The sequence below is a fragment of the Tsuneonella sp. HG222 genome (assembly GCF_053819185.1).
Map to the genome: position 1 here is coordinate 815,778 of NZ_JBSOQZ010000001.1, position 23,736 is coordinate 839,513.

The 23,736-nt window shown below is 68.4% G+C and carries 18 protein-coding genes; 9 read left to right on the forward strand and 9 right to left on the reverse strand.

Annotated elements, in window-relative coordinates:
• The first annotated feature begins 21 nt into the window (after positions 1-21).
• The 6 genes from ACWPMZ_RS04065 (at position 22) to ACWPMZ_RS04090 (ending at position 10,603) form a co-directional block, all read left to right on the forward strand.
• Positions 22-3,354, forward strand: a complete 3,333-nt coding sequence (locus tag ACWPMZ_RS04065) for a TonB-dependent receptor (protein WP_455702731.1) — start codon at positions 22-24, stop codon at positions 3,352-3,354.
• An 84-nt stretch (positions 3,355-3,438) separates the two neighbouring features.
• Positions 3,439-5,130, forward strand: coding sequence for a bifunctional metallophosphatase/5'-nucleotidase (locus ACWPMZ_RS04070; protein ID WP_455702732.1), 1,692 nt, complete (start codon positions 3,439-3,441; stop codon positions 5,128-5,130).
• 151 nt (positions 5,131-5,281) lie between these two features.
• Positions 5,282-5,662 (forward strand): BlaI/MecI/CopY family transcriptional regulator, encoded by a 381-nt coding sequence (locus tag ACWPMZ_RS04075; protein WP_455702733.1) that lies wholly within the window; start codon positions 5,282-5,284, stop codon positions 5,660-5,662.
• Complete coding sequence (locus ACWPMZ_RS04080; RefSeq protein WP_455702734.1) at positions 5,659-7,557, forward strand: M56 family metallopeptidase; 1,899 nt, start codon at positions 5,659-5,661, stop codon at positions 7,555-7,557. Before ACWPMZ_RS04075 ends, ACWPMZ_RS04080 begins: the two co-directional genes overlap by 4 nt.
• Positions 7,558-7,652: 95 nt before the next feature.
• The gene (locus tag ACWPMZ_RS04085) at positions 7,653-8,504 is read left to right on the forward strand and encodes a hypothetical protein (RefSeq protein ID WP_455702735.1); all 852 of its coding nucleotides are present in this window, start codon (positions 7,653-7,655) and stop codon (positions 8,502-8,504) included.
• On the forward strand, positions 8,501-10,603 hold the full coding sequence (locus ACWPMZ_RS04090) for a TonB-dependent receptor plug domain-containing protein (RefSeq protein ID WP_455702736.1): 2,103 nt from the start codon (positions 8,501-8,503) through the stop codon (positions 10,601-10,603). Before ACWPMZ_RS04085 ends, ACWPMZ_RS04090 begins: the two co-directional genes overlap by 4 nt.
• Here ACWPMZ_RS04090 and ACWPMZ_RS04095 read toward each other — a convergent pair.
• The 7 genes from ACWPMZ_RS04095 to ACWPMZ_RS04125 all read right to left on the reverse strand — a co-directional run bounded on the left by ACWPMZ_RS04095 (position 10,600) and on the right by ACWPMZ_RS04125 (position 18,180).
• Positions 10,600-11,397 (reverse strand): heme-dependent oxidative N-demethylase family protein, encoded by a 798-nt coding sequence (locus ACWPMZ_RS04095; protein WP_455702737.1) that lies wholly within the window; start codon positions 11,395-11,397, stop codon positions 10,600-10,602. The two genes, ACWPMZ_RS04090 and ACWPMZ_RS04095, sit on opposite strands and share 4 nt — an antisense overlap.
• Positions 11,394-12,230 carry an HAD-IIA family hydrolase gene (locus ACWPMZ_RS04100; protein ID WP_455702738.1) on the reverse strand — a complete coding sequence of 279 codons (837 nt, stop codon included), beginning with the start codon at positions 12,228-12,230 and terminating at the stop codon, positions 11,394-11,396. The genes ACWPMZ_RS04095 and ACWPMZ_RS04100 overlap by 4 nt, the downstream gene beginning before the upstream one ends.
• Positions 12,227-13,687: a biotin carboxyl carrier protein gene (locus ACWPMZ_RS04105; protein ID WP_455702739.1), complete on the reverse strand. Its 1,461-nt coding sequence runs from the start codon at positions 13,685-13,687 to the stop codon at positions 12,227-12,229. The genes ACWPMZ_RS04100 and ACWPMZ_RS04105 overlap by 4 nt, the downstream gene beginning before the upstream one ends.
• A gap of 1 nt (position 13,688) precedes the next feature.
• The gene (locus tag ACWPMZ_RS04110; protein ID WP_455702740.1) at positions 13,689-14,159 is read right to left on the reverse strand and encodes an acetyl-CoA carboxylase biotin carboxyl carrier protein; all 471 of its coding nucleotides are present in this window, start codon (positions 14,157-14,159) and stop codon (positions 13,689-13,691) included.
• The gene (locus ACWPMZ_RS04115; protein ID WP_455702741.1) at positions 14,156-15,196 is read right to left on the reverse strand and encodes a PEP/pyruvate-binding domain-containing protein; all 1,041 of its coding nucleotides are present in this window, start codon (positions 15,194-15,196) and stop codon (positions 14,156-14,158) included. Before ACWPMZ_RS04115 ends, ACWPMZ_RS04110 begins: the two co-directional genes overlap by 4 nt.
• Before the next feature lie 4 nt (positions 15,197-15,200).
• Positions 15,201-17,054, reverse strand: a complete 1,854-nt coding sequence (locus ACWPMZ_RS04120) for a PEP-utilizing enzyme (protein ID WP_455702742.1) — start codon at positions 17,052-17,054, stop codon at positions 15,201-15,203.
• Positions 17,055-17,208: 154 nt separating this feature from the next.
• Positions 17,209-18,180 carry a helix-turn-helix domain-containing protein gene (locus ACWPMZ_RS04125; RefSeq protein ID WP_455702743.1) on the reverse strand — a complete coding sequence of 324 codons (972 nt, stop codon included), beginning with the start codon at positions 18,178-18,180 and terminating at the stop codon, positions 17,209-17,211.
• Between the two features lie 102 nt (positions 18,181-18,282).
• Between ACWPMZ_RS04125 and ACWPMZ_RS04130 the strand changes: the two genes are divergently transcribed.
• From ACWPMZ_RS04130 to ACWPMZ_RS04140, 3 genes are read left to right on the forward strand one after another with little or no spacing between them, the layout of a single operon-like run.
• Positions 18,283-19,260: an ABC transporter substrate-binding protein gene (locus tag ACWPMZ_RS04130; protein WP_455702744.1), complete on the forward strand. Its 978-nt coding sequence runs from the start codon at positions 18,283-18,285 to the stop codon at positions 19,258-19,260.
• Positions 19,257-21,149, forward strand: coding sequence for a nuclear transport factor 2 family protein (locus tag ACWPMZ_RS04135; RefSeq protein WP_455702745.1), 1,893 nt, complete (start codon positions 19,257-19,259; stop codon positions 21,147-21,149). Before ACWPMZ_RS04130 ends, ACWPMZ_RS04135 begins: the two co-directional genes overlap by 4 nt.
• 24 nt (positions 21,150-21,173) lie before the next feature.
• The gene (locus tag ACWPMZ_RS04140; protein ID WP_455702746.1) at positions 21,174-22,211 is read left to right on the forward strand and encodes an amidohydrolase family protein; all 1,038 of its coding nucleotides are present in this window, start codon (positions 21,174-21,176) and stop codon (positions 22,209-22,211) included.
• Positions 22,212-22,240: 29 nt separating this feature from the next.
• Here the strand turns inward: ACWPMZ_RS04140 and ACWPMZ_RS04145 are convergent, their stop codons facing one another.
• Together ACWPMZ_RS04145 and ACWPMZ_RS04150 are read right to left on the reverse strand one after the other, a co-directional pair.
• Positions 22,241-22,594 carry a hypothetical protein gene (locus ACWPMZ_RS04145; protein WP_455702747.1) on the reverse strand — a complete coding sequence of 118 codons (354 nt, stop codon included), beginning with the start codon at positions 22,592-22,594 and terminating at the stop codon, positions 22,241-22,243.
• A 78-nt stretch (positions 22,595-22,672) separates the two neighbouring features.
• The gene (locus tag ACWPMZ_RS04150; RefSeq protein WP_455702748.1) at positions 22,673-23,695 is read right to left on the reverse strand and encodes a hypothetical protein; all 1,023 of its coding nucleotides are present in this window, start codon (positions 23,693-23,695) and stop codon (positions 22,673-22,675) included.
• Positions 23,696-23,736 lie beyond the last annotated feature (41 nt).

A 23,736-nucleotide genomic window follows, 5' to 3' on the forward strand; every position in this document is an offset into this window, starting at 1 on the left:
AAAACCGGGGTCTTCGAAAACATGAAGCTCAAGTATCTGCTGGCCGCCAGCGTCGTCAGCCTGTCCGCCGCCGTGGCTCTTCCCGCACCGGTTGCCGCCCAGGAAACCACTTCGTCGGTGCGCGGCACCGTCAACGCGGCCGGTGCGCCGGTTGCCGGCGCGACCGTGGTCGTCACGCACGTGCCCTCGGGCACCACGCAGACCACCACGACCGATGCGGACGGCAACTTTGCGGCCAGCGGCCTGCGTGTCGGCGGTCCGTTCCAGGTGACGGTCGACGCTTCGGGATACGAGACCACCCAGGTCGACGAGCTCTACCTTCAGGCCGGGCAGTCCTTCCGCCTGCCGATCGAAGTGCAGGCGGCTAACGAGATCGTCGTCACCGCTTCGAACCTCGCCGGTGCGCGCGAAACCTCGACCGGTCCGATCACCGTGATGACCAGCGAAGAGATCGAAGGCGTCGCCTCGGTTTCGCGCGACATCCGCGACATCGCCCGCCGCGACGCGTTTGTCACCATCGACGCTTCGAACGCCCGCACCATCGAGGTCGCCGGCCAGAACGGCCGCCTCAACCGCTTCTCGGTCGACGGCGTGCAGCTGTCGGACGATTTCGGCATCAACAACGGCGGCCTGCCGACCAGCCGCGGCCCGGTTCCCTACGACGCGATCGAGCAGCTCTCGGTCAAGGTTGCGCCCTACGACATATCGGAAGGCGACTTCCAGGGCGGCGCGGTCAACGTGGTGCTGCGTTCGGGCGGCAACCGCTTCACCGGCTCGGCCTTCTACACCTATTCGGACGACAAGCTGACCGGCGACAACATCGCCGGTACGCCCGTCAGCCTGGACTTCACCTCGAAGTCCTATGGCGGCTTCCTGTCCGGCCCGATCATCCAGGACACCCTGTTCTTCGCGGTCGCTTACGAGAAGCTCAAGGAATCCGATCCCATCGACGAAGGCCCGGGCGACGCCGGCTTCGCGGTGCCGATCCCGCGCGTCACCACCGCGCTCGCCAGCCAGATCTCCTCGATCGCCAACTCGGTCTACGGCTATGACACGCTGGGCATCTTCTCCAGCGCCGCCGAGGAAGACGAGAAGATCGTCGCCAAGCTCGACTGGAACGTCAGCGATGCGCACCGCGTGGCGCTGACCTACATCCGTAACGTCGGCAACCAGCAGATCTCGCAGAACAACGTCACCAGCGTGACCGGCCCGACCCTCGGCTTCCAGTCGAACGGCTACGAACTGACCGAAGAGATCAACTCGGGGTCGTTCCAGCTCAACTCGCAGTGGACCGATGCCCTGTCGACCGAACTGCGCGTCGCCTATCGCGACTACAACCGCGGCCAGAACCCGTTCGGCGACCAGTTCGCCCAGTTCGAGGTCTGCACCGATCCCACGTCGATCAACAACAGCGCGATCGGCAACACGCTGACCAGCTGCGGCAACACCATCACGTCGAACCCGCGCTTCTTCTTCGGGCCGGACATCAGCCGCCAGGCGAACGTCCTCAACACCGAGAACCTGGCGATCGACCTGACGCCGCGCTTCGAAACCGGCAACCACAGCTTCAAGGGCCTGCTCGGCTATTCGAAGACCAAGACGTTCAACCTGTTCCTGCAGCGTGCGACGGGCGACATCTACTTCGACTCGATCGCCGACTTCCAGAACCGCATCGCCAGCCGCGTGCGCTTCGCCTCGGCCGTGCCGAGCCTGGATGCCAACGACGCCGCGGCCAAGTTCTCGACCGAAGGTTTCACCATCGGCCTGCAGGACGACTGGCAGGCGACCGACGCCCTGAAGCTGTCGATCGGCGCGCGTTACGACCTGACCGACACTGAATCGCTGATCCCGCTCAACCCCAACTTCGTCGCCCGCGTCGGCTACGGTAACACCAACACCTTCACCGGTCTCGGCGTGTTCCAGCCCCGCATCGGCTTCGAGTGGGATCCGGGTGGCCGCTTCATCCTGCGCGGCGGCGTCGGCAAGTTCGCCGGCGGCGCGCCGGACGTCTTCCTGTCGAACAGCTTCTCCAACACCGGCCAGCTGTCCAACGCGATCGACATTCAGCGCACCACCACCGCCGCCACCTGCAACAGCGGCACCCTGGCGTTCTGCAACGCGGCGCTGACGAACATCTCGGGCAGCGACTTCCCGAGCGTCGTCGACCAGTTCCTGACGACCAACATCGGTTCGCTGGCCGCCGCGCCGGTCAACGCGATCGACCCCGACTACGAACTGCCCTCGCAGTGGCGCTCGACCCTGTCGGCCAGCTACGACGCGGACCTCGGCCCGCTCGGCGACGGCTGGCTGTTCGGCGCCGACCTGCTTTACGGGCGGACGATCGCTGCAAACACCTACGTCGATGCGCGTTCGGTCGTGATCGGCACGCTGCCCGACGGGCGCCCGCGGTATGCGCGCACCACGCAGGGCATCCTGGCCGGCGACACCAACCAGACCAACCAGGACCTGATCCTGACCTCGACCGACCAGGGCCGTTCGATCGTCGGCGTGGTTCGCTTCGAGAAGGAGTTCGACTGGGGCCTCGGCATCGGCGCGAGCTACACCCGCTCGGATATCAAGGACGTGAACCCGATCACTTCGGCGACCGCCGGTTCGCTCTACGGCAACGCCGCGATGGCCGATCCGAACAATGCCGCTTACGGCCGTTCGATCTACGAGTTCACCAACTCGGTGAAGCTCAACTTCGACTACAAGCACGCGTTCTTCGGCGACTACGAGACCCGCTTCTCGCTGTTCGGCGAATGGCGCAACGGCCGTCCGTTCAGCTACACCATGCGCGATCCGGCCACCGGCCGCGCGGCGGTGTTCGGCACGAACGGTTCGAACTCGCGCTACCTGCTCTACGTGCCGACCGGCACCACGGACGCCCTGGTCTCCTATGACAGCACCGCGACGCGCGACGCGCTCGATGCGCTGATCAGCGGAACCAAGCTGTCCGACTACCGCGGCGCGATCGCCCCCAAGAACCTCGGCACCTCGCCTGGTTACTGGAAGGTCGACCTCCACGCCGAGCAGGAAATCCCGGCGTTCTTCGGCAGTGCGCGGTTCAAGGTCTTCGGCGACATCGAGAACGTGCTCAACCTGCTCGACAGCGACTGGGGCGTGCAGCGCCAGGTGGCCTTCGCCTACTTCGCCCCGGTGGTGAACGTGCAGTGCCTGAGCGCCCCCGTGGCCACCGGCACCTCGCCGACCTCGGCGCAGATCAACACGGTGACGACGCAGACCTGCGCCCAGTACCGGTATTCGAGCTACTCGGATCCCAACATCGTGGTGCAGAACCAGGGCAAGCAGTCGCTCTATCAGATCCGCGTGGGCATCCGCTTCGAATTCTGATTGCAGCCAGGTCCGAAACGAAACGGGGGTAGCGGTTCCGCAAGGGGCTGCTACCCCCTTTTTCATGTGCATGAGGAGGGTTGAATGGCTCTGACGATCCGGGCGCTGCGCTGTGCCTTCGGGGCGGTCGGCGCTGCGTTGCTGGCGGGCTGCGCCACGGTTCCGCAGGTGGCTGCGCCGCAGGCCATCCAGATCCTCGCCCTCAACGATTTCCACGGCAACATCGTGCCGATCGAGAACGTCGACTACAGCGTGGCCGGCGGCGCATCGCGCAAGGAAGCGCTGGGCGGAGCGGCCCGGCTGGGCGCAACCCTGTCGGCTCTGCGCGAAGGGCAGGCGCACAGCGTCACCGTGGCGGCGGGCGACCTGATCGGGGCGAGCCCGCTGGTTTCCGCCTATTACCTCGACGAGCCGACGATCCTGGCGCTGAGCCGCGTTGGGCTCGAAGTCGCCAGCGTGGGCAACCACGAGTTCGACAAGGGCGCGACCGAACTGCGCCGGATGCAGGACGGCGGTTGCAACGGCGGCAAGCTGGTCGGCCTGCGCAAGCCGTGCGGGCTGGACGGATCGTTCGAAGGGGCTGGCTTCCGCTACCTCGCCGCCAACGTCGTGGACCAGGCGGGCAAGACGCTGTTTCCCGGCACCTTCATGAAGACCTTCGGCCCGGTGAAGGTCGGGTTCGTCGGCATGACGCTGCGCGAAACCAAGACCCTCGTCTCGCCGGCGGGGACCGCGGGCTACGATTTCCTCGACGAGGCCGACACCGCCAACGCGGCGGCGGCGCAGCTTCGCTCGGCCGGGGCGGATACCGTCGTCGTACTGTTCCACCAGGGCCTCGACACGGTGCCCCGCTGGAACGAGGGCGAGGCCTGCCCGCAGGCGAGCGGCGCTTTGCTGCCGGTGCTCGAGCGACTCGATCCTTCGATCAGGCTGGTCGTGTCCGGGCATACGCATAACGCCTACGTCTGCGAAGTCGCGGCGAGCGATGGATCGCGCCGCCTGCTGACGAGCGCGGGGCAGTACGGCTTTTTCGTCACGGACATCCGGATCACCGTCGATCCGGCCAGCGACACCGTCACCGCGTTTGCCGCCACCAACCGTGCGGTGCGGGCCGACGCCGGAGAGCAGCCCGACGTGGCGGCGCTGGTCGCCCGCTACGCCGAGGCGGTCGCGCCGGAGGCCCGCAAGATCGTGGGCCGCCTGACGGGCGCGTCCGACATCCGCACGCTGGGCAACATCATCGCGGACGCGCAACTGGCGGCCGCGCGGGCGCAGACGCCGAATGTCGACTTCGCGGTGATGAACCGGGGCGGGGTGCGCGCGCCGTTCACCCCGGCGGCCGACGGATCGATCACTTACGGCCAGGCCTATTCGTTGCAGCCGTTCGGCAACAGCGTGAGCGTGATCGAGATCACCGGCGCGCAGTTCCTGGCGACGCTGGAAGACGTGTTCGGGCAGGCCGAAACGCAGGACGGCCGCAACCGGGCGCTGCTTATTCCTTCGGCCAATGCCGCCTACAGCTACGACTGGTCGCGCCCGGCGGGGCAGCGGATCGTCGCCTTTACCGTCGACGGCAAGCCGATCGATCCGGCGCGGACCTACCGCGTGGCGCTCAACAACTTCCTCGCCAGCGGCGGCGACCGGTTCGCCGGTTTCGCGGAAGCCAAGCCGGTAGGCGACGGAGGGGGCGATCTCGACGCGCTCCAGGCCTATCTCGCCAACGGCGTCGTGGCCCCCACGGGCGAGCGGGTGCGCGACCTCACCCCTGCAGGCTGAAGACCGGCGCCCCGCAGTGGGCGTCCAACTCCGGCCGCGCGTCGCCCGACGAGCGCCGTATGCCGTTCGTCGGGCGGGCTCTGGCATCGGTTGACATTCTCACGCTACAAATGTAGCACGACGCTACAAATGTAGCTTGAGGATTCGTTCGATGCTTTCTGCCCTTCCGCCGCGCGAGCGCCAGATCGTGGACATTCTCTACCAGCAGGGCCCGAGCCTGGTGGGCGAGGTCTGTGCCGCGCTCGACGACGAGGTCAGCGGCTCGGCTGTGCGGGCCATGCTCAAGCGGCTCGAGGACAAGGGCTTCGTCGCCCGGCAACCGTCGGAGGCCGGCTTCCGTTACGCCCCGGCGGTGCCCGAGACCGCCGCGCGCAAGTCGGCGCTGGGGCAGGTGGTGAAGACCTTCTTCAACAACTCGCCGGTCGGCGCGGTCTCCGCGCTGCTCGGGATGCAGGACAATCTCGGCAACGAGGATCTCGACGAGCTCGAGCGGCTGATTGCCGAAGCTCGCAAGGGGAGGGACGCAAAATGATGACCGCTGCACTGCTCATCGAACTGGCGCTCAAGTCGGCCCTGCTGGCCGGGGGCATGCTGCTGGTCCTGCGGTTCGCGCGCATACGCTCGGCCGCCCAACGGTCATGGCTGGCGCACCTCGGGCTGCTCGGCCTGGTTTTGCTGCCCGCCGCGACGTTCCTGCTGCCGAGCTGGAACCCGCTGCCCAAGGACATGGCGATCGCGGCGGATGAACCCGCCTCGCTCGACGGGCCGGTGGCCTTTCCGGTGCTGGCCGACGCCCCCGGTCCGGACGAGGGCGCGACCACATCTGCGCCGCTGGAAGCCACGGCCGCCGCGACGCCGTCGACCATGCCCGATGCGGGCGAATTGGCCGTCTGGGTCTACCTGCTGCCCGCCGCCCTGCTGTTGCTGACGATGCTGATCGCCGTCGTGCGGCTGGGCGCGATGCACCGCCGCGCGCAGGTGCTGGTCGATTCCACCTGGCTGTCCGCGCTGGCGCAGGCGCAGCGGCGCATGGGTTTCAAGCACGGCACCGCGCTGCTCGTCAGCCCCGAACTGCGCTCCCCGGTAAGCTGGGGCCTGATGCGCCCGATCATCCTGCTGAGCGACGATACCGTCGACGCGACCGGCGAGGCCGAGGCCATCATCGCCCACGAACTCGCCCACGTCGCGCGGCTCGACTGGGCCAAGCTGCTGCTGGCCCGGCTCGCCTGCGCGCTGTTCTGGTTCAACCCGCTGGTCTGGCGGCTGGCCCGCGAGGCGCACCAGTTGCGCGAGGAAGCCGCCGACGATGCCGTGCTGCTGAGCGAGGTCGACGATGCCGCCTATGCCAGCCTGCTGGTCAACGCGGCGCGGCACGACAACAAGGCCATGCTGATCGCCGCGCACGGCGTGGCGCCGGCCAAGGACAGCCTCAAGCGGCGGATCACGCGCGTGCTCGACCGAGACATCGCCCGTGGCCCCGCCGGCAACACCTGGTCGGCGATCTGTGTGACCGCGCTCGTGCTGGTCGCGGCACCGCTCGCCGCATTCGATCCCGCGGCGAAGGCCCCGGGCGAGACCATCTTCACCGGTAGCGACGCGGTGGCCAATCACCTCGACGAGAAGATGCCGGGCAAGCTGATCGAAAAGACGATCGAGCGCGCCGCCAGCGACGCGGTGGCCGCTTTGCCCTTCGTCGATGCCGGAACCGGGCCGCTCGTCATCGGCGGCGACGAGGCCAACCACGGCCGCGCCAGCCAGGAAATCGACAATCTCGTCGCCTACAAGGCGCTCGACATGACGCCCGAATACATCGCCTCGATCCGCGATGCAGGCTTTGCCAATGCCGACATGGAGCAACTGCTCGAGGCCAAGGCGGTCGGGGTTACCCCGGAATTCGCCCGCACCGTGCGCGGGTGGGACCGGTCGGCCTCGCTCGACGATGTGGTCGAGGCCAAGGCCATCGGCCTGACCCCGGCCTACTTCGGCGAGATGAAGTCGCTGTTCCGCGATGCCGGCTCCGAAGACATCTCGCAGCTCAAGGCCGTGGGCGTGACGCTGGCCTTCGCCCGCGAAATGCGCGCGCTGTTCCCCGGCGCGGATGCCGAAGCGGTCAGCGAGATGAAGGCGGTTGGCGTCACGCCCGAATTCGTCCGCGAGATGCGCCGGCAGGGCATGTCGGCGCGCGATACCGACGATGTGGTCGAAGCGCGGGTCATGTCGTCGCACTTGCGCGGGCGCCCGGGACAGCCGGTCGCGATAACCCGCCCCAACGGCAGCTCGGTCAGTATCGCCGCCAACGGCGCCACCGTGGTCGCGCGGCCGAACGGCAGCACGATCGCCGTGTCGCCGAGCGGCGCGACGGCCATGACGCTGCCCAACGGAACCACGATAGCCAGTCCCGCGCCGCCTGCCTCCCTGCCCGACTGACCTGACGCCCTAGCACCCACGCCCACTGTTACCGCGAAAATCCCGCGCTGCGGGACACGCCCCCGGCTTGCCTGAAATCCACCAGGAGAGAACCCATGCTTCGTCCCCTTGTCGCCACTGCCGTCCTCGGACTCGCCACCGTGACCAGCCTGCCGCAGCCCGCCCCGCTCGCCGCCCGTGACTACCGCGCGATGGATGACATCCACTGGACCTACACGCAGAGCCCGGAGGCCGGCTGGCGCGAGGCGCAGGTGGTGTTCACCCGCACCGACCGGCGCGGCCTCTTCTCCACATCCCGGTTGGGAGAGTTTCTCGATTCGGAGGCCTTGGCCGCGCTCGCCAGTCCCGGCGCGTCCATTTCCTTCGCCGTGGCACGCGAGGCCGGAACCCTCGCCTGCCACGGGACCGTTACCGCGCCGCAGCGCGCCTCGGGCACGTGCCGGTTGGATCCCGACCAGGGGTTCGCCGCCCGGTTCGAGGCCAAGGGCATCGCGCCCGAAGACGACGATGAGATGCTGGCGGCGACGCTGGTCGACGCCAAAGCCGCACAGGTCGAGGAACTGGAGCGCGCCGGATACCGCTTCGGCGAGTTCGGCGACGTGATCGCCGTAGCCGCCCTCGAAGTGACCGCCGGATTCGCGGCCTCGCTGCGCGATGCGGGCCTGCGCCTCGACGAGCTCGACGACCTCGTGGGGGCGAAGGCGGTGGATCTGACGCCCGCCTATCTCGCCGAGCTGCGCGCCGCAGGCATGGCGCTCGACGATGCCAGCGAGGACGATCTCGTCGCCGCCCGCGCGGTCGGGGTCGACCGCGAATGGCTGAGCGGAATGGCTGCGGTCGGCCGGGCAAACCTGTCGCTCGACGACGCCGTGCAACTGCGCGCGCTCGACGTGACCCCTGAATACGTAACGAAAATGGACCGCGTTCTCGCGGCGGTGGGAGAATGATGATGTACACCAGGGTCGCAACGCTGGCTCTCGCGGCCGCAGTGGCGGTGCCTGCCGCGGCGCAATCGCCGACGCAGCCGGAACCGCAGGTGGAAGGCACCGATCCCGGCCCTCCCGCCGTGCAGACCGGCGCCGGAGCGCGGGTGTTCACGGCGGCGGACTTCGTTCGCTTCTCGCCCAAGACGGCGTACGACATGCTCGTCCAGGTGCCCGGCTTCTCGATCCGCCAGGCCAACACCGATCGCGGGCTGGGCCAGGCATCGGAAAACGTCCTGATCAACGGCCAGCGCATCGCCAACAAGTCGGGCGGCGCCCTCGACGAACTGCGCAAGGTGCCCGCCGGCAGCGTCGAACGGATCGAGATCGTCGAGGCCGCTACGCTGGGCATCGCCGGGCTCGCCGGCCAGGTCGCCAACGTCATCGTCAAGCAGGACCAGGCATCCAGCGGCCAGTTCGAATGGAACCCGGACATCCGGGCGCATTATGCCAAGCCCAACCTGTTTCGCGGCAACGCCAGCTGGTCGGGCAAGAGCGGCTGGCTGGACTACACGCTGTCGGTCCGCGACCAGGCGGGGCGCGGGGCGTTCGGCGGGCCGATCGTGCTGACCGACGCGGCGGGGAAAATCATCGAAACCCGCGACCAGATCTTCCATTCGGAAAGCGACCTGGTCACATTCCAGGTCAAGCTGGGCATCGACGGGCCGGGCGACTCGGTAGGCAACCTCACGCTCGGCTATACGCCCTACTGGAACCCCACCTCGGTCATCGAACAGCGTTACCCTGTCGGCGGCATCGCCTACGAACGCAGCAACCGGACCCGGCTGGTGGGCTGGTACTATGACATCAGCGGCGATTACACATTCGGCGTGGGGCCGGGTAAGCTCAAGCTCATCGGCGTACGGCACTGGGACAAGGAGCCGGTGACCTACACCCAGATCGACTCCTTCGCCGACGGATCGCCCGACACCGGTAGCCGCTTCGTGCGCGACAGCCGCATCGCCGAAACCGTCTTCCGCGCCGAATACGGCTGGAAGGGCGGCGCGAACGACTGGCAAATTTCGTTCGAGCGGGCGTTCAACTCGCTCGACCAGCGCGGCGGGCTGTTCGTGCTCGATACCGCGGGCGACTTCGTCGAAGTGCCCTATCCGCAAGGCAGCGGAAAAGTGACCGAGACCCGCTACGAAGGGATCGCCACCTGGAGCCGCTCGCTAAGTCCGACGCTCGACCTGCAGGTCGCGGGCGGGGCCGAGATCTCCGAGCTGGCGCGGGTCGACGGCGATATCCCACCGCGCAAGTTCTTCCGCCCCAAGGGTAGCGTCACGCTCGGCTGGCGCCCCGCCGAAGGGTGGGACGCGAGCCTCCGGCTCAATCGCCGCGTGGGCCAGATCAGCTTCTACGATTTCCTCTCGCAACCCAACCTGCAGCAGGAACGCGAAAGCACCGGCAACCCCGACCTCGTGCCGCCGCAGAGCTGGCAGGTCGAGGCCGAGGTGGGCAAGACGCTGGGCCCGTGGGGCAAGACCCGGCTCAGGGTGTACCATCACTGGATCGAGGATATCGTCGACACCATCCCGCTGGGGCCGGACGACGAGGCGGTCGGAAACCTGCCCAGCGCGCGGCGCATGGGCGTGGATTGGCACAACACCATCGAACTCGCGCCGCTGGGCTTGCGCGGGGCGAAGCTCGATACCGACGTGAAGCTCGAACGCAGCCGGGTGCGCGATCCGCTCTCGGGCCTCAAGCGCCCGATCAGCGGTAATTTCGCGCATTTCCTGGGGGCCGAGTTCCGCCACGACATTCCCGGCAGCGATATCGCCTACGGTTTCAGCGGCAGCAATTCGCGCAACGCGCCCTACGTCTACCTGACCGAGATCAGCGAAAACTGGGAAGGCCCGTGGTTCGTCAACGCCTATATCGAGCACAAGGACGTGTTCGGTCTGACCGTGCGGGCCACGGCGGGCAACATCTTCAATGCGCGCCACCGGGTGGAGCGCGACAAGTACGACGGGCGCCGGCTGAGCGATCCGCTCGAATACCACCAGTCGCACGACCAGCTGATCGGGCCGATCTTCAGCCTGCTGGTCAAGGGCACGTTCTAGCTGCGCAGGCGCCGCGCCGCCCATTCGCTGAGCGGCGCGGCATAATGCGGCGCCGCGCGCCGCGCGTGCTCGCCATCGCCCAGCGCGCCGACCGCGGCGGCGATCTTGGCGACGTTGGCCGGCGAGAGGCTGCTGAGCGGGGCGAGGTAGACCCCGATCGTGAACACGATGGCGCCGGTCCGCGGCAGGCGGCGCAGGGTCTGCCGCTCGCTGCGCACGAACAGCGTCTCGCCGGCATTCTCCGCGCTCACATGGGCGAAGCGCTGTTCGGCCGGTGTGTCAGGCCGATAACGAAGCGATCGATCCGCAACCACGAACCAATTCGCGCGGCCGAAAATGGCGCCCTGCGCCAGGGTGGCCATGAAGTGGTCGACCCCGGCGGAAAGCTGCTCGGCATAGCCGTGGATCGGCGCATGGACCCCGCCCAGCGGCAGCCCGATCTTGTCGGCGAGGCTCCAGTCGGTCGGGAACGCGACCGCCCCGGCGACCAGCACGTAGCCTTCGGGGCCCGGCACCAGCAGGCACATGTCCTCCCAGTGCGATCGCGCCGCTTGCTGGATTCCGCCCGCGATCCCGACGAGTTCCGCCAGCTCTTCGCTCGCCTCCCGCCCCTCGGGCATAACCTGCACGGCCTGCGGATCGCCATCGAAGGCGGCGGCGCGCAGGGCCAAGTCGGGATCGGGCTGCAGCCATTCCTCGTCGCTCAGGCGGACGAGCCCCATCTTGAGCAGTCCGCCGCCGCGCGCCTTGGGCAAAAGCGCGTCGACCGAAAAGCCGAGGCGGGGTGTCGTCAATCCAGCCAGCCGCCGCCGAGCAGTTCGGCGACGCTGGAGATGACGTAATCCGGCGCCCTTTCAGGTGTTTGGGCGGCCCAGTTGGCGCGATCTGTCGTGCCGCTGGTGACGCCCACCCCGATCGCGCCGCCGCCACGGGCCATTTCGGTCTCGACCTTCGGATCGTCGCCCACCACCGCGATGTCCGCCGGTGCAAGGCCGAGCCGGGCGGCGACGAAGGCCATCGCCAACTGGCTGGGTTTGCCGGTGACCTGCGGCTCAACGCCGGTGACCCGCGCCACCGCGCCGTTGATCGCGCACGAATAGCCGAAGGCCGGGCCGTCCTTGGTGGCGAAGAAGGGCACGTCGCTGGCGGTGTAGAAGGGCGCGCCGGCCATGACCCGCCCGGCGGCGGCATGGATATCGTCCATCGTGCAGTCCGGATGCCATGCGGAGTAGACCGCATCGGCCGAGTTCGCTGCCTCGCTGCCCGGGCGGCAACAGGCGATGCCCTCCATCTCCAGCGCATCGACCACGCCGTCGGTGCCCAGCACCAGCACGCGCTCGTGGCCATTGTCGGCAAAGATCTTCGCGGCGACCGAGTTGGGCGTGAACAGCCGCTCGTCGGCGATCGGCAGGCCCACCGCGCGCAGCTTGGGCCCCTGGACGCTGGCCGGATAGGCGCTGCCGTTGGTCAGGGCGAGGAAGGGCACACCGCGCCGTTCGAGCTCGTTCAGCAGCTCCACGGCGCCGGGGATGACGGTGTAGCCGCCGAGCTTGCGGTCGCTGAGGATCAGCGTCCCGTCCAGATCGAACATGAAGCCCCGCGGCGGGGTGGCGGGTGCGGCGCTCATGCTTCCAGTTCCAGCCTGAAATCCTCTTTCTCGATGGTCAGCCCGTCGACATCGGTGCGGGCGAGCAGGCTGCGCAGCAGGTTCATTACCGGCACGCTCGTGGGGTCGTAGTGCTGTTCGGCCGGGCCCTTGGCCCGCATGGCATCGACGAGGTTGGCGGGCATGGTCGCGCGCAGCAGGAATTCCTCGTCCGACAGGTTGGCGCCGACGCGCTTTCGCAGGTCGGACAGTTCCGCCATCCCCGGCTCGGCCTGCAGTTCCTTCGTGCGCGGATTGGCCATGATGCGGTCCATCACGGCGTCGGCGATCGGCAGGTTGGGGCGGCCGAAGCGGCCGAGGGCGTAGCGGATAATCTCGTCGGGGATGACGGCGTAGCGCTCCTTGCCCGTCACGTTGAGCATGGCCTGGGTCTGCAGCATCTGCGCGAAGGGCGTCATCACGATGGGCCAGCCGAGCTCTTCGCGCACCGTGCCCATCTCGTCGATCACGCGGGCTTCGAGCTCGGGCACGCCGTGGTCGGCCAGGTGGCGGCGCATCGTGCCGACCATGCCGCCGGGGAGCTGGTGGCGCAGATAGGCCGCGTCGAAGTGCATCGGGCGCCCGGTCGGCAGGCCCTCGGCCTCGGCCAGCGCGGTGAAGTATTCGGCCACTTCGCGGGCCGCGTCTTCGTCGATCGCCACGGTGTGGCCCATGGCCTTGAGGTTGGCGATCATGCGGGTGATCGGCGGATTGCTCGTCCCGTCGGCCGCGCCGCCGCTGGCGCATTGCACCGCCGACACGCCGAGATCGGCTGCCTCGAGGCAGGTCGGTTCGGCCAGGCCGGTGGTGCAGTGGTTGTGCAGCTCGAGCGGCTTGTCGCCGATCTCGGCCAGGATCGCCGGGATCAGCGTGCGGGCCCGCGCCGCCGAGAGCAGCCCGCCCGGATCCTTGATGTAGAGCGAGCCGATGTCGGGGCTGGCCGCCATCGTGCGGGCGGCGGCGGCATAGTGCGCATCGTCGTGGATCGGACTGAGCGTGAACACCAGCGCGCCGACCACCTGCTCGCCGCCCGCGCGCTTGACCAGCCTGGCCACCTCGACGTTGCTGTCGGCGTCGTTGTTCGGGTCGGCCAGGGCGAAGCGGCGGATGCCGTTGGTCGCCAGCGTGCGGAACGCCAGCTCCATGAATTCGGGGCTGGCGGTCTCCCAGGCGATGAAGCGGAAGCCGGTGGAAAGGAACTGCAGCGGCGTGTCCTTGCAGATCGCCGCCATCCCGCGGATCCGCTCCCACGGGTCTTCCTGTTTGTAGCGGACCGCCACGCCCATGTGGGTGCTGGTGGTGAAGTCGATCGCGCGATAGCCGGCCCGCTCCATCGCCGGGGCGATGGTCAGCGTCTTGGCGGTGTCGATGCCCAGCGCGCCCCACAGGCACTGGTTTCCGTCGCGCAGCGATGTCTCGACGATCTGGAGGTCTGCCATGTCAGCCCACCTTCACGCGCAAGAGCGGTTGGCCCTGTTCGACCGCGCTTCCGTTCTCGGCCAGGATCGCCACGACGGTGCCGGAAACGCCTGCGCGGATCGGGTTCATCAGCTTCATGACCTCGATGATGGCGATGGTGGTGTCTTCCTTCACCCGGTCGCCGGGCTCGACGAAGGGCGGGTCGCCGGGGCGGGGCGAGGAGTAGAAGTTGCCGAGCAGCGGCGCCGGCACGTCGACCTCGCCCGCGCGCGCCGCGCCGGCTTCCTGCGAGAGCGGCGGGGCAGGGGCCTGCGCGGCAGCGGGCGCCGCCTGCGCTCCCTCGTCGGGCTGCTCGTCGGCAATAGGCGCCCAGCCGCGGCCGTCGCGGCGGATCCTGAGCTTGAACGTGCCCATCTCGAGCGTCAGGCTGGAAAACCTGGATTCGTCGAGCAGGCGGGCGATTTCGGCGACGTCCGCCGCGGTCAGGCTCATTTGCGCGGGCCCGAATTGAAGATGCCCAGGACGTGGCTCAGCGGATTGGCCTGCGGCGCCGCGACGGGCTTGGAGGCATCCTTCATCGCCCAGACCGTCTCCGGCCGCGACTGCAGCAGCAGCAGTTCGCCCGACTGGTCGAACGCCCATTCGATGTCCTGCGCTTTGCCGTAGTGTTTCTCCACCCGGCGGCCGATGTCGCGTAGTTTCTGCAGTTCCTCGTCGGACAGGCAGGGGCCGGTGCGCAGGTCGCCTTCGTTCGCGATCTCCATGATCCCGCCGCCCGGCGCCATGACCTGCCGTGCGAGCTTGTCCGAAATGTCGCGCACGCTGATCTCGCCGGTGATCTTGCCCATGACCCAGCGGTCGGGCGTCACCTCGCCCGAGACCACCGCGCTGCCCAGGCCCGGAGCGCCTTCGATCGTGATGACCGACTTGTCGCCGCTGGTGGGCGAACGGGTGAACATCACCCCGGCGCAGCGCGCGTCGACCATCGTCTGGACCACGACGGCCATCGCCACGCCGTGTTCGGGCAGGCCCTGCTTGCGGCGGTAGGTCATCGATTCGACCGAATAGAGGCTGCCCCAGCACTCGCGCACCCTGGCCACCATGTCCGCCGCGCTCAGAACCCACAGGAACGTGTCCTGCAGCCCGGCGAAGCTGGCGTCTTCGGCATCCTCGGTCGTCGCGCTCGAACGGACGGCCACCGCCTCGGCACCGAGCTCGGCGTGGGCCGCGAGCAGCGCCTGCTCGACGTCGGCCGGCATCGGCTCGCCCTCCACCCGGCGGCGGAGCGTTTCGCTGAGCCTGGTCGCCGCGCCCATGTCGGACGGATCGAGCGCCTCGACCTGCGGCCGGATCGGCTCACGCGCCTCGAGCGCGGCGAGGAACCGCTCGAACGCCGCGGTCGTGACCACGAAGCCCGGCGGCACCGGGATGCCCGCGCCGTCCAGCTCGCCGAGCGAGCCTCCCTTGCCGCCAACGGTCGGGCGGTCGGCGATGCCGACGTCCCGGAACCACGCCACTGCGTCGGTCATCGGATCAGGCGTCCTCCAGCACCGGCTTTTCGTCGATGCCGGCATCGTCGAGGATCGTGACCGTGCCGCGCCCACCGTCGACGCGGATGCGCTGGCCGTCCTTGATCATCGTCGTCGCCTTGCCGGTTCCGACCACGGCGGGCAGGCCGTATTCGCGCGCCACGATGGCCATGTGGCTCATGCTGCCGCCGATGTCGCTGACCGCCGCGCCGATCTTCTGGAAGATGGGGCTCCAGGTGGGATTGGTCACCTGGCAGACGAGAATGTCGCCCTGCTGGATGCGACCGATCTCGGCGACCGACCTGACGACCCGCGCGGTGCCTTCGACCACGCCCGAGCAGGCCGCGAACCCGCTCAGCTCGCGGTCGTTCTCGCTGCCGTCGTCGAGCCACTTGTCGAGGTTCTCGCGGGTGATGCCCCACAGCATATTGATCGCCGGATCGTCGATCGCATCGGGCACCGCGCCCAGCGCCGGCGGACAGGTATGCTTGTCCCATTCGGCGATCGCCGCCTTGCGCTCCGCCACGATCGGCGGCCAGTGCTTGACCCCGCGCGGCACCGTGCCGACGCCCCAAGCCAGCATGAGGTCGATGATCGCGCTCTCGACCTCGTACTGGGTCAGGTGGAAGATGTCCCCCTCGCGCCCATCGGGACCGAAGAAATCGTATTTGGCAAGAAGCCGGCCGAACTCCCTGATCTTGTTGAAGAACAGGTTGGTGTACCAGTGCTCGCAGTAGAACTTGTGCCCCTCGACATAGGGGAACACGCGGTGGGCCAGGCCGATCAGCTGGTCGTAGGTCGCGCGGTCCTCGTCGGTTTCCAGCAGCTCGCGGTAATCGGCCACCAGCTGCTCGCGCTCCTCGATCAACTGGGCGGTCGGACGCTCGATATTGGTGCCGGCCTTGATCTTCTCGATATAGCCGGGAAGCGCCGCGAACGGCAGGCTGAGATCGTCGTTCCAGCTTCGGTGATAGTGGTAGAACCCGTCGCCGCTGCTGACATTGAACCACGGGTTGCGGCTGGTCTCCAGCTCGGCGAGCCATTCCTTGCCCGCGCCGACCTTGTCCAGGTCGGCCAGCACGTCGTCGATGTTCATGTTGTCGATCAGGTGGTGATCCACGCCCAGTTCAACTGCGCGGCGCGCCAGGCGCTTCACCTCCTCGTCGGGACGGAAAATCTCCGCTTCCATGCCGGCAACCATGCGGCTGATCGCCTGGTCGGAAATCTCCGGGAAGGCCTTCTTGCAGAAATCGAAAAAGGTCATGTAGGCGCCGTAGCCCAGCAGCAGGAATTCGAAGTGGTGGTGCCACATCCGGTGGTACCCTTCGATCTGCTGCTGGTAGATCTTCAGCAGGTCGTGGCTCTTGGGGACCGCATTGCCTTCCTTGAAGGTCGCGAGCGGCTCGTAGTCCGGCAGTTCCGGGCTGGGCAGCGCCTGGGCGTCCGCGATCAGCGCCTTCATCTTGTCCTTCCACCGATCGTACAGATCGTCCCAGTGTTCGTAGTACCAGAAGGCCCGCTGCTGGAACTCGTTCACCCGCTCTGCGATCTCGTCGGGATCGGTCACCACCACGCCGCCGATATAGACGCGCCCGTTGATGATCCGGTGGTCCACGCCCTTCGCCGTCGGCAGCACGTGCATCCGGGTGTTCATCGCGCCCATCGCGACATAGGCGGCCTCGGCCGTGATCATGTCGAAATGATGCATCGGCTCGGGGAAGTGCATCGAGTTGTAGAACCAGAACTTGGCGTCGTCCTCCGGCTCGAACTGGGTGTAGTAGGGGAAGCCCGCCTGGGCAGCCTCGGTGCCCGGCACGACCTCGATTGAACTGGGAAGGGGAAACGATTTCTCGGACATGGAAGACAGCCTCTCGTTCGGGAACCCGCGCGCCGTTGTCGGCGTCTGCCGGAAACATCCTCAGTACCCGCAGCCTAGGCCAGTCGCGGCGCCTGCGCCAAGGATTCATGCGCAAGTGCAATAGGACAAAAGCGCAGGTTGTTTTGTCTGATTGTCAGCTTTGCGGGGCGTGGCCCGCGCGCCACTCGCGCGGGGTGATGCCGAACCGCTTGCGGAACAGGCGGGCGAAGTACCCAGCGTCCAGAAAGCCGCAGCGATAGGCGATCTCGGCCACCGGCAGCCCGGCGGCGCGCTGGTCGGCCAGCAGGTCGCTCGCGCGGTCGAGCCGGGCGGCGTTCAGTTCCTGCACGAAGCTGGTCCCGCTGCCCGCCAGCAGCGCCTGGAGATAGCGTTTGGAGATGCTCAGCGCATGGGCGACCGATTCCGGCGAAAGCTCGGGATCGGCGAAATCGCTTTCGATCCGCCGCAGGATCTGCCGGGCGAGCTGGCCCCGATGGCGGGTCCCGCCCGCCGCATCGGGGAAGCCGGTCGCGAGGCCCAGCAGGTGGCCGACCTGCTCGGCGATCAGGGGGCGGGGCAGGGGTGCGCGGTCGAGGTCGGTCAGCATGGTGTCGAGCAGCGCGCCGAGCGGGGCGCCCCAGCCTTCGTGTGCGGGCAGCGGGCGGCCGAGCAGCACGCCTGGATCGGGTAGGTACTTCTCGAGCCAGCCCTGCGGCATCATCAGGTCGACCACCTCGTGCTCGGTATCCATCTCCATCTGGTAGAAACGCGTGTTGTCGAGCAGGACGAACTGCCCGGCCTCGAGCGTGAAGCGGCGCCCCTCCATCGAGGTCTTGGACGCCCCGCTGATGTTGTAGACCAGCTGGATCGAAGGGGCCGCGCGCCCGCTCGACCCTTCCGCCCCGGTATGCGTCACCCGCTGGGCCGGTGCGTGGAGGTGGAGTAGGCGCAACTGGCCGACCCCGTGGCTGACCCAGCGCGCGGCGAAGCTCTCCTGGTCGAACACGGTGACCTCGATCGGGGCGATCGTGCTCGCCGCCCACTCGCGCCATTCCTTCAGCGCTTCGCGCTTGCCCAGACCCGCACTGGTCCAGCTGGCGTCTTCCGGGGGCGGCGCTTGCGGCATGCGCGCGACGATAGGGCGCCTTGCGGCGCTAACAACTGATTTTAGCGCCCGGCCATTGCCGGACCTAGGCGAGGCGCTAGGTTGGCGGCGGGAGAAGATTCGATGCGCTTTCCAGTCGCCCTGGTGCTCGCCTTCGCGCTCGGCGCCTGCGCCACGACGCCGCCGGCGGACCCGCCTTCGCTCGCCATCTACGGCAACCGGCAGACGATCGAACTGGCGCCGGTGCTCCTCGCAGCGGCGGATCATTACCGCTCCGGCGCCACGGTCGTGATGGGCGGCGTGCCCAATCTGGTCGGCGCGACGGGCGCCCAGGGCTTCAGCGATCCGGGTGAGGCCGACCTGGCGACGAATGCCGAGACGCAGCTGCTGCGCTATTCGGTTGACCATCCGGAGTTGCGGATCGTCGCGGGGGTGAGCGAAGGGCTCTATCGCATCGTCGCCCGCCGCTCCGCCGGGATCGCGCGGGTGGCGGACCTCAAGGGCAAGCGGGTGGCGACCTTTGGGCAAACCAGCGCCGGCTACTTCCTCCAGATGATGCTCGAGCGCGCAGGGCTCGGCTTCGGCGACATCGTGGAGAAGCCCATCATGCCGCTGGCGGGCATGACCGCCGCGCTCGCCAACCGCGAGGTCGACGCGGTGGTGATCTGGGAGCCCGAGGCGCACCGCTCCGCCGAGGTGCTGGGCGAGGACCTGATCGAGTTTTCCGGCGAGGGGTTCTACCGCGAGCTGTTCAACCTCAACTCGACGGCGGACAAGCTCGCCGATCCGGCCAAGCGGCGGCAGATCGTGGCTTTCGTCGCGGGGCTGATGGATGCGGCCGATGCGCTGCACGCCGATCCCGCCCGGGCGCAGGCGCTGGTCGTCGAGGCGGGGGGCTTCGCACCCGCCGACGTCGCGCAGTCGTGGAAGCACCATCGCTACGGGATCGCGCTGCCGCCCGATCTGCTTGACGTGATGGAAAAGGAAGAGACGTGGCTGGCGGCCAAGGCCGGGCGGCCGGCGCGTTCGCGGGCCGAATTGCAGCAGCTGATCGACCCGTCGGTCTACCGCGAGGCGATGGCGTTGAGGAACAGCCGATGATCCGATTGCTGATTGCCGCGATGCTGCTGGTCGCCGCCCCCGCTGCGGCACAGGACACCGCCCACGACACCGCCAAGGTCGAGGATCTGCGCGCGATCCGCGAGATCAAGCGGCTGCAGGCCGAATGGGGCTATCTCGCCTTCGCCGGCGACTGGAAGGGAATGGCGGCGCTCGGCACCGAGGACGTTTCGATCCTGCTGCCGAACGGCAGGCCGACCGGCCGCGCCGCTTTCGCGCAGGCCCTTCGCGAGAGGATGGGCGGCGGGGCCGACGGAATGCCGGCCGGCAGGCTCAACGCCCGCATCTTCACCAGCCCGGTCATCACCCTGTCGGAAACGGGCGACCGGGCCACGGCGCGCTGGCGGCACCTGGCGCTGACCGGCGAGGCGGGCAAGTCGGCCGACTGGCGCCAGACGACCGACGTGATCGAGTATCGCAAGACCGCCGAGGGCTGGCGGATCGCGTTCATCCGACCCTACTTCCAGTTCGCCGGGCCCTATGCGACCGGCTTCACCCACACGGCCGAAACGTTGCAGCGGGCGCCGTTCCACTACACGCCCGAGCAGGCGGGGCAGGTCGTCACGGGGCGCGCCGCCGCGACACCGCGCGGCGCGGACGAGATCCTGGCCGAGGCGACGCTGCTCTATTTCCAGAGCCGCGCGCAGAACCTGGCCAACGCCTTCGGCTTCTATCTCGACCGCGGGATGTACGACGACGTGGTCGACCTGTTCGCGCCCGACGCGACGATCGATGTCGCCGGGCAGGGCGTGTGGAAGGGGCCCGAAGGCGTGCGCAAGTTCCTTGGTCGGTTCGGCGCGCCGGGTCTCGATGAGGGCGAGCTCAACGAGCACGCGCAGCTCATGCCGCTGGTCTCCGTCGCGGCAGACGGCTCCGCGGCGCTGGTGCGGGTGGTCGAGCTGGGCCAGACCGGGCAGCACGGGGGCGAGGGGCAGTGGTCGCTGGCGATCAACACCTTCCTGCTGCAGCCCAACGAGATGGGCCGCTGGCGCATCGCCATGCTGCACCGCCGGCCGCTGATGCGCGCCGACTACAGGCGGGGCTGGGCCGATCCGCTGCCGGCCGCCGAACCGATCGGCGAGGCGCTGTGGCCGTCGGGCCCGCCGCAGCAAGTCGACACCAGCTATCCGGCGCACCCCTTCGCGATGCAGGGGCTGGGCTCGGGCGTGGTGTTCGCCCCGCGCGGCACCCCCGGCAAGCTGCGCACCGTGCCCGACGCGCTGGCCCGGGTCGAGGCGTTCGACGCGACCGAGAACGTGATCGACTCCTACGGCGGCTACATCGACGAGCTCAAGTACGTCGAGATGACCGAGCTCTTCGCGCCCGACGGCTGGCGCGAGCAGCCGATGGTCGGCGCGGTCAGCGGGCGCGAGGCGATCTTCGCGGCGGCGACGCTGGCCCGGGGCGGCACCGTGGTCCCGGCGTCGAGCGCGTTCCTGCCCCTGCATGCCATCACCCAGCCCTACATCACCCCGCTGGCCGAGGGCGTGCCGACGCAGACCCAGGCGCGCAGCCGGCTGATGCAGTGGAATTCCGCCGCGTCGGGCGGCGGCGCGGGCGGCTGGATCTCGGGCGTCTACGAATGGCAGGTCAAGAAGGTCGGCGACACCTGGCGGATCGCCGGGATGGACCTCGATTACACCTGGCTGGCCAATTACAAGGACGGCTGGACCGGCGCTTCGGCCACGGGCGGCGGCCTCGTCCCCTCGCCCGAACTGCGCGCGCGCTACAAGCTCGACGCGCCGCTGCGCGGGGCCGAAGGGTTTCCCTATCCGCGGATCGAGACGGTCGGCTTTCACTATGCCAACCCGGTCAGCGACCGGGCCCCGCCGCGGCCCATCCCGTGGACCGAGATCGAGCCTGCGAAATGACTGTCGACAAGGGAGAGAAGCCCGATGGGTAGCAAGTGCCGTCTGATCGCCTGCGAGGAAGCTTGGTCGATCCCCGAGGTCGCCGCCGAACTGCAGAAAGTCTCGCGCAGCCCCAGCCAGAGCCTCGACAAGCTGCTGGTGGGCGGGATCTACAACGCGAAGCCGGGCGACGACGGCTATGCCCGGCACGACTTCCTGAGCGGCCTGCTTGATGCCGAGGGCGAGCGGCTGCGGCAGATGGATGCCTACGGGGTCGACATGCACCTGCTCACGCTGACCGCGCCGGGCGTGCAGATGTTCGACGCCGACACCGCGACCGATCTTGCCGCGCTGGCCAACGATCGCATGGCGGAGATCATCGCCCGCCATCCTGGGCGCTTCGCCGGCCTCGGCAGCTTCGCCCCGCACAGCCCGAAGCGCGCGGCCCGGGAGATCGAGCGCTGCATGACGGAGCTGGGGCTCAACGGCCTGGTGGTCAACAGTCACACCAACGGCGATTATCTCGACGACTACCGCTTCTGGCCGATCCTCGAGGCGGCCGAAGCGCTCGACGCGACGATCTACATCCACCCGCGCGCGCCCAGCGACACGCTCAAGGGCCCGCTGCAGGACTACGCGATGGACAGCGCGATGTGGGGCTACGGTGTGGAGGTCGGCACGCACATGATCCGCATGATGGCCGGCGGCGTGTTCGACCACTTCCCCAAGCTGCGCATCTGCGTGGGCCACATGGGCGAGATGGTGCCGTTCTTCATCTGGCGGATCAATTTCATGAACAGCCGGGCGCAGACCGTGGGCCGCGCGCCGAAGACCCAGCGGAGCATGGCGGAATACTTCCAGGACAACTTCGTCTTCACCACCAGCGGCGTCGAGGATCCCCTGGCGCTGCGTTATGCGATCGACCGGATGGGCATCGCCAACGTCATCTGGGCGATCGATTATCCCTACCAGCCGATGGAGCCGGCGGTGAAGTTCATCGAGGACTTCGCCTGCAGCGACGCCGAGCGCCACGCGCTCTGCCACGGCAACGCGGAGCGGGTGTTCCACATCGCGGCGGAATGACGCCTTCGCTCAGAACCTGAACGGGGCGCTCAGAGCCTGAACGGCACCACGTTGTCGGCCGACTGCTCGGCGCACAGGGTGGCGACGGCCTCTTCGCTCAGCGCGGTATCGAACCGCACGCCAAGCGAGCCGCCCTTGTTCCACTTGAGCGTGGCGCGGACCGGGTCGCACCCGGCGAAGGTCAGGACCAGCGGTTCGGAGCGCAGGACGCCCACCGCGGCGGTATGCATCCGGCACCCGCCGGTGTTGAGGTCGGTGACCAGCACCTGCTCCTCCGCCCGGTCGCCGATGCTGCAGGCGGCCGCAATGGCGACCTGCTCGCGCGTGGAATTGCGGTCACGCGAACTTGTCGGCCGCAGCGGCGCTCGTTTCCCCCTGGTCATCCTGCGACACTGGGCGCCTTGGGTTAAGATGCTGCCCCAAGGCAGAGTTAACGGGCAGACAATCGTGCGCGGCGCGGCCTAGCGCACGTCGTGGATTTCCTCGCTCCGGCACTGCTCGTGGGTGCTCCAGCCCGAACACATGCCATAGGGGCCGCGGATGAAGATCGCCTCGATCCGCCGGAACTTGCCGTTCTCGACCTTGAACAGCTCGCCCAGTTGCCAGGTCCAGTTGATCGTCCGGTGATCGAAGAAGGCGAAGGCGAAGACCAGCCCGCGCTCCACGTCGACGGCCACCGCGCGCCGGTCGCGGATCCCGGTCACGGCGCCGATGAGGCTTTTTTCGAGCTGTTCGCGGCAGCCCTGCACCGGTTGCCCGTTGCGCGTCGTTCCCGGCGGGCCGACGATGGTCATGCCGTTCTCGATCCGCAGGCAATCGTCGGTGAAGGGGTAGTAGTCCTTGCCCGTGTTGCGCTCGACCGCCTCGAAATAGGCGTTGGCCATCTCGACCAGCTCGGCGCGGGTGTGGCGGTCCTTTTCCGGCACGGCGCGCAGGTATCCATCCCACGGCTTGCCGAGCGCTTCGACGGCAGCGCCGGTGGCCGCGAAGGGCCCGGCGGGGGCGGCGGCCCCGGCGCCCAGCGGGCGCTCGGGACGGGCGGCGATCTGCTCGACTTCGCTGATCCTGCCCTGGCGGTCGATCCGCAGGCGCAGGCTGATGCCGACCGCCTCGGGCTGGCGCGCAGGCCCGGTGGCGCTGCTCGTCGCCTGTTCCTTGACCGTCACCAGCGCGGCAACCTGCCCGGTCACCGCGTCGGCCACGATCAGGCGATAGCCCTGCGGCGAAACGGTGGTGGCCCACAGGCCTTCGTTGCCCAGCGGCAGCTCGATGCCGTTTTCGGTGAAGCGCACGTTGCGGGCGAACAGATCGTCGGACACGACGCCGTCGGACATCGCCTGGAGATAGGCTTCGACCTTGCCCTCAAGACAGGCGCGGTCGCAGGTGTTGGGCTCCATCTCCAGCGGAATGCCGGCGACCTGTGCGGCGGCCGGGCCTGCCGCGGCCGCAAGCGCGATTGCGGCCAGACCGTTGACGAGCTTCATCCGCCTTCTCCCCCTGCAAGACCCGGTCACAATAGCGCGCC

Excerpts from the sequence above, each read along its gene's own strand:
- ACWPMZ_RS04115 (WP_455702741.1), bottom strand. The coding sequence starts at position 15,196 with ATGACCGACGCAGTGGCGTGGTTCCGGGACGTCGGCATCGCCGACCGC.
- ACWPMZ_RS04080 (WP_455702734.1), top strand. The coding sequence starts at position 5,659 with ATGATGACCGCTGCACTGCTCATCGAACTGGCGCTCAAGTCGGCCCTG.
- ACWPMZ_RS04075 (WP_455702733.1), top strand. The coding sequence starts at position 5,282 with ATGCTTTCTGCCCTTCCGCCGCGCGAGCGCCAGATCGTGGACATTCTC.
- ACWPMZ_RS04090 (WP_455702736.1), top strand. The coding sequence starts at position 8,501 with ATGATGATGTACACCAGGGTCGCAACGCTGGCTCTCGCGGCCGCAGTG.
- ACWPMZ_RS04120 (WP_455702742.1), bottom strand. The coding sequence starts at position 17,054 with ATGTCCGAGAAATCGTTTCCCCTTCCCAGTTCAATCGAGGTCGTGCCG.
- ACWPMZ_RS04105 (WP_455702739.1), bottom strand. The coding sequence starts at position 13,687 with ATGGCAGACCTCCAGATCGTCGAGACATCGCTGCGCGACGGAAACCAG.
- ACWPMZ_RS04150 (WP_455702748.1), bottom strand. The coding sequence starts at position 23,695 with ATGAAGCTCGTCAACGGTCTGGCCGCAATCGCGCTTGCGGCCGCGGCA.
- ACWPMZ_RS04130 (WP_455702744.1), top strand. The coding sequence starts at position 18,283 with ATGCGCTTTCCAGTCGCCCTGGTGCTCGCCTTCGCGCTCGGCGCCTGC.
- ACWPMZ_RS04125 (WP_455702743.1), bottom strand. The coding sequence starts at position 18,180 with ATGCCGCAAGCGCCGCCCCCGGAAGACGCCAGCTGGACCAGTGCGGGT.
- ACWPMZ_RS04070 (WP_455702732.1), top strand. The coding sequence starts at position 3,439 with ATGGCTCTGACGATCCGGGCGCTGCGCTGTGCCTTCGGGGCGGTCGGC.
- ACWPMZ_RS04140 (WP_455702746.1), top strand. The coding sequence starts at position 21,174 with ATGGGTAGCAAGTGCCGTCTGATCGCCTGCGAGGAAGCTTGGTCGATC.
- ACWPMZ_RS04145 (WP_455702747.1), bottom strand. The coding sequence starts at position 22,594 with ATGACCAGGGGGAAACGAGCGCCGCTGCGGCCGACAAGTTCGCGTGAC.
- ACWPMZ_RS04135 (WP_455702745.1), top strand. The coding sequence starts at position 19,257 with ATGATCCGATTGCTGATTGCCGCGATGCTGCTGGTCGCCGCCCCCGCT.
- ACWPMZ_RS04085 (WP_455702735.1), top strand. The coding sequence starts at position 7,653 with ATGCTTCGTCCCCTTGTCGCCACTGCCGTCCTCGGACTCGCCACCGTG.
- ACWPMZ_RS04100 (WP_455702738.1), bottom strand. The coding sequence starts at position 12,230 with ATGAGCGCCGCACCCGCCACCCCGCCGCGGGGCTTCATGTTCGATCTG.
- ACWPMZ_RS04065 (WP_455702731.1), top strand. The coding sequence starts at position 22 with ATGAAGCTCAAGTATCTGCTGGCCGCCAGCGTCGTCAGCCTGTCCGCC.
- ACWPMZ_RS04110 (WP_455702740.1), bottom strand. The coding sequence starts at position 14,159 with ATGAGCCTGACCGCGGCGGACGTCGCCGAAATCGCCCGCCTGCTCGAC.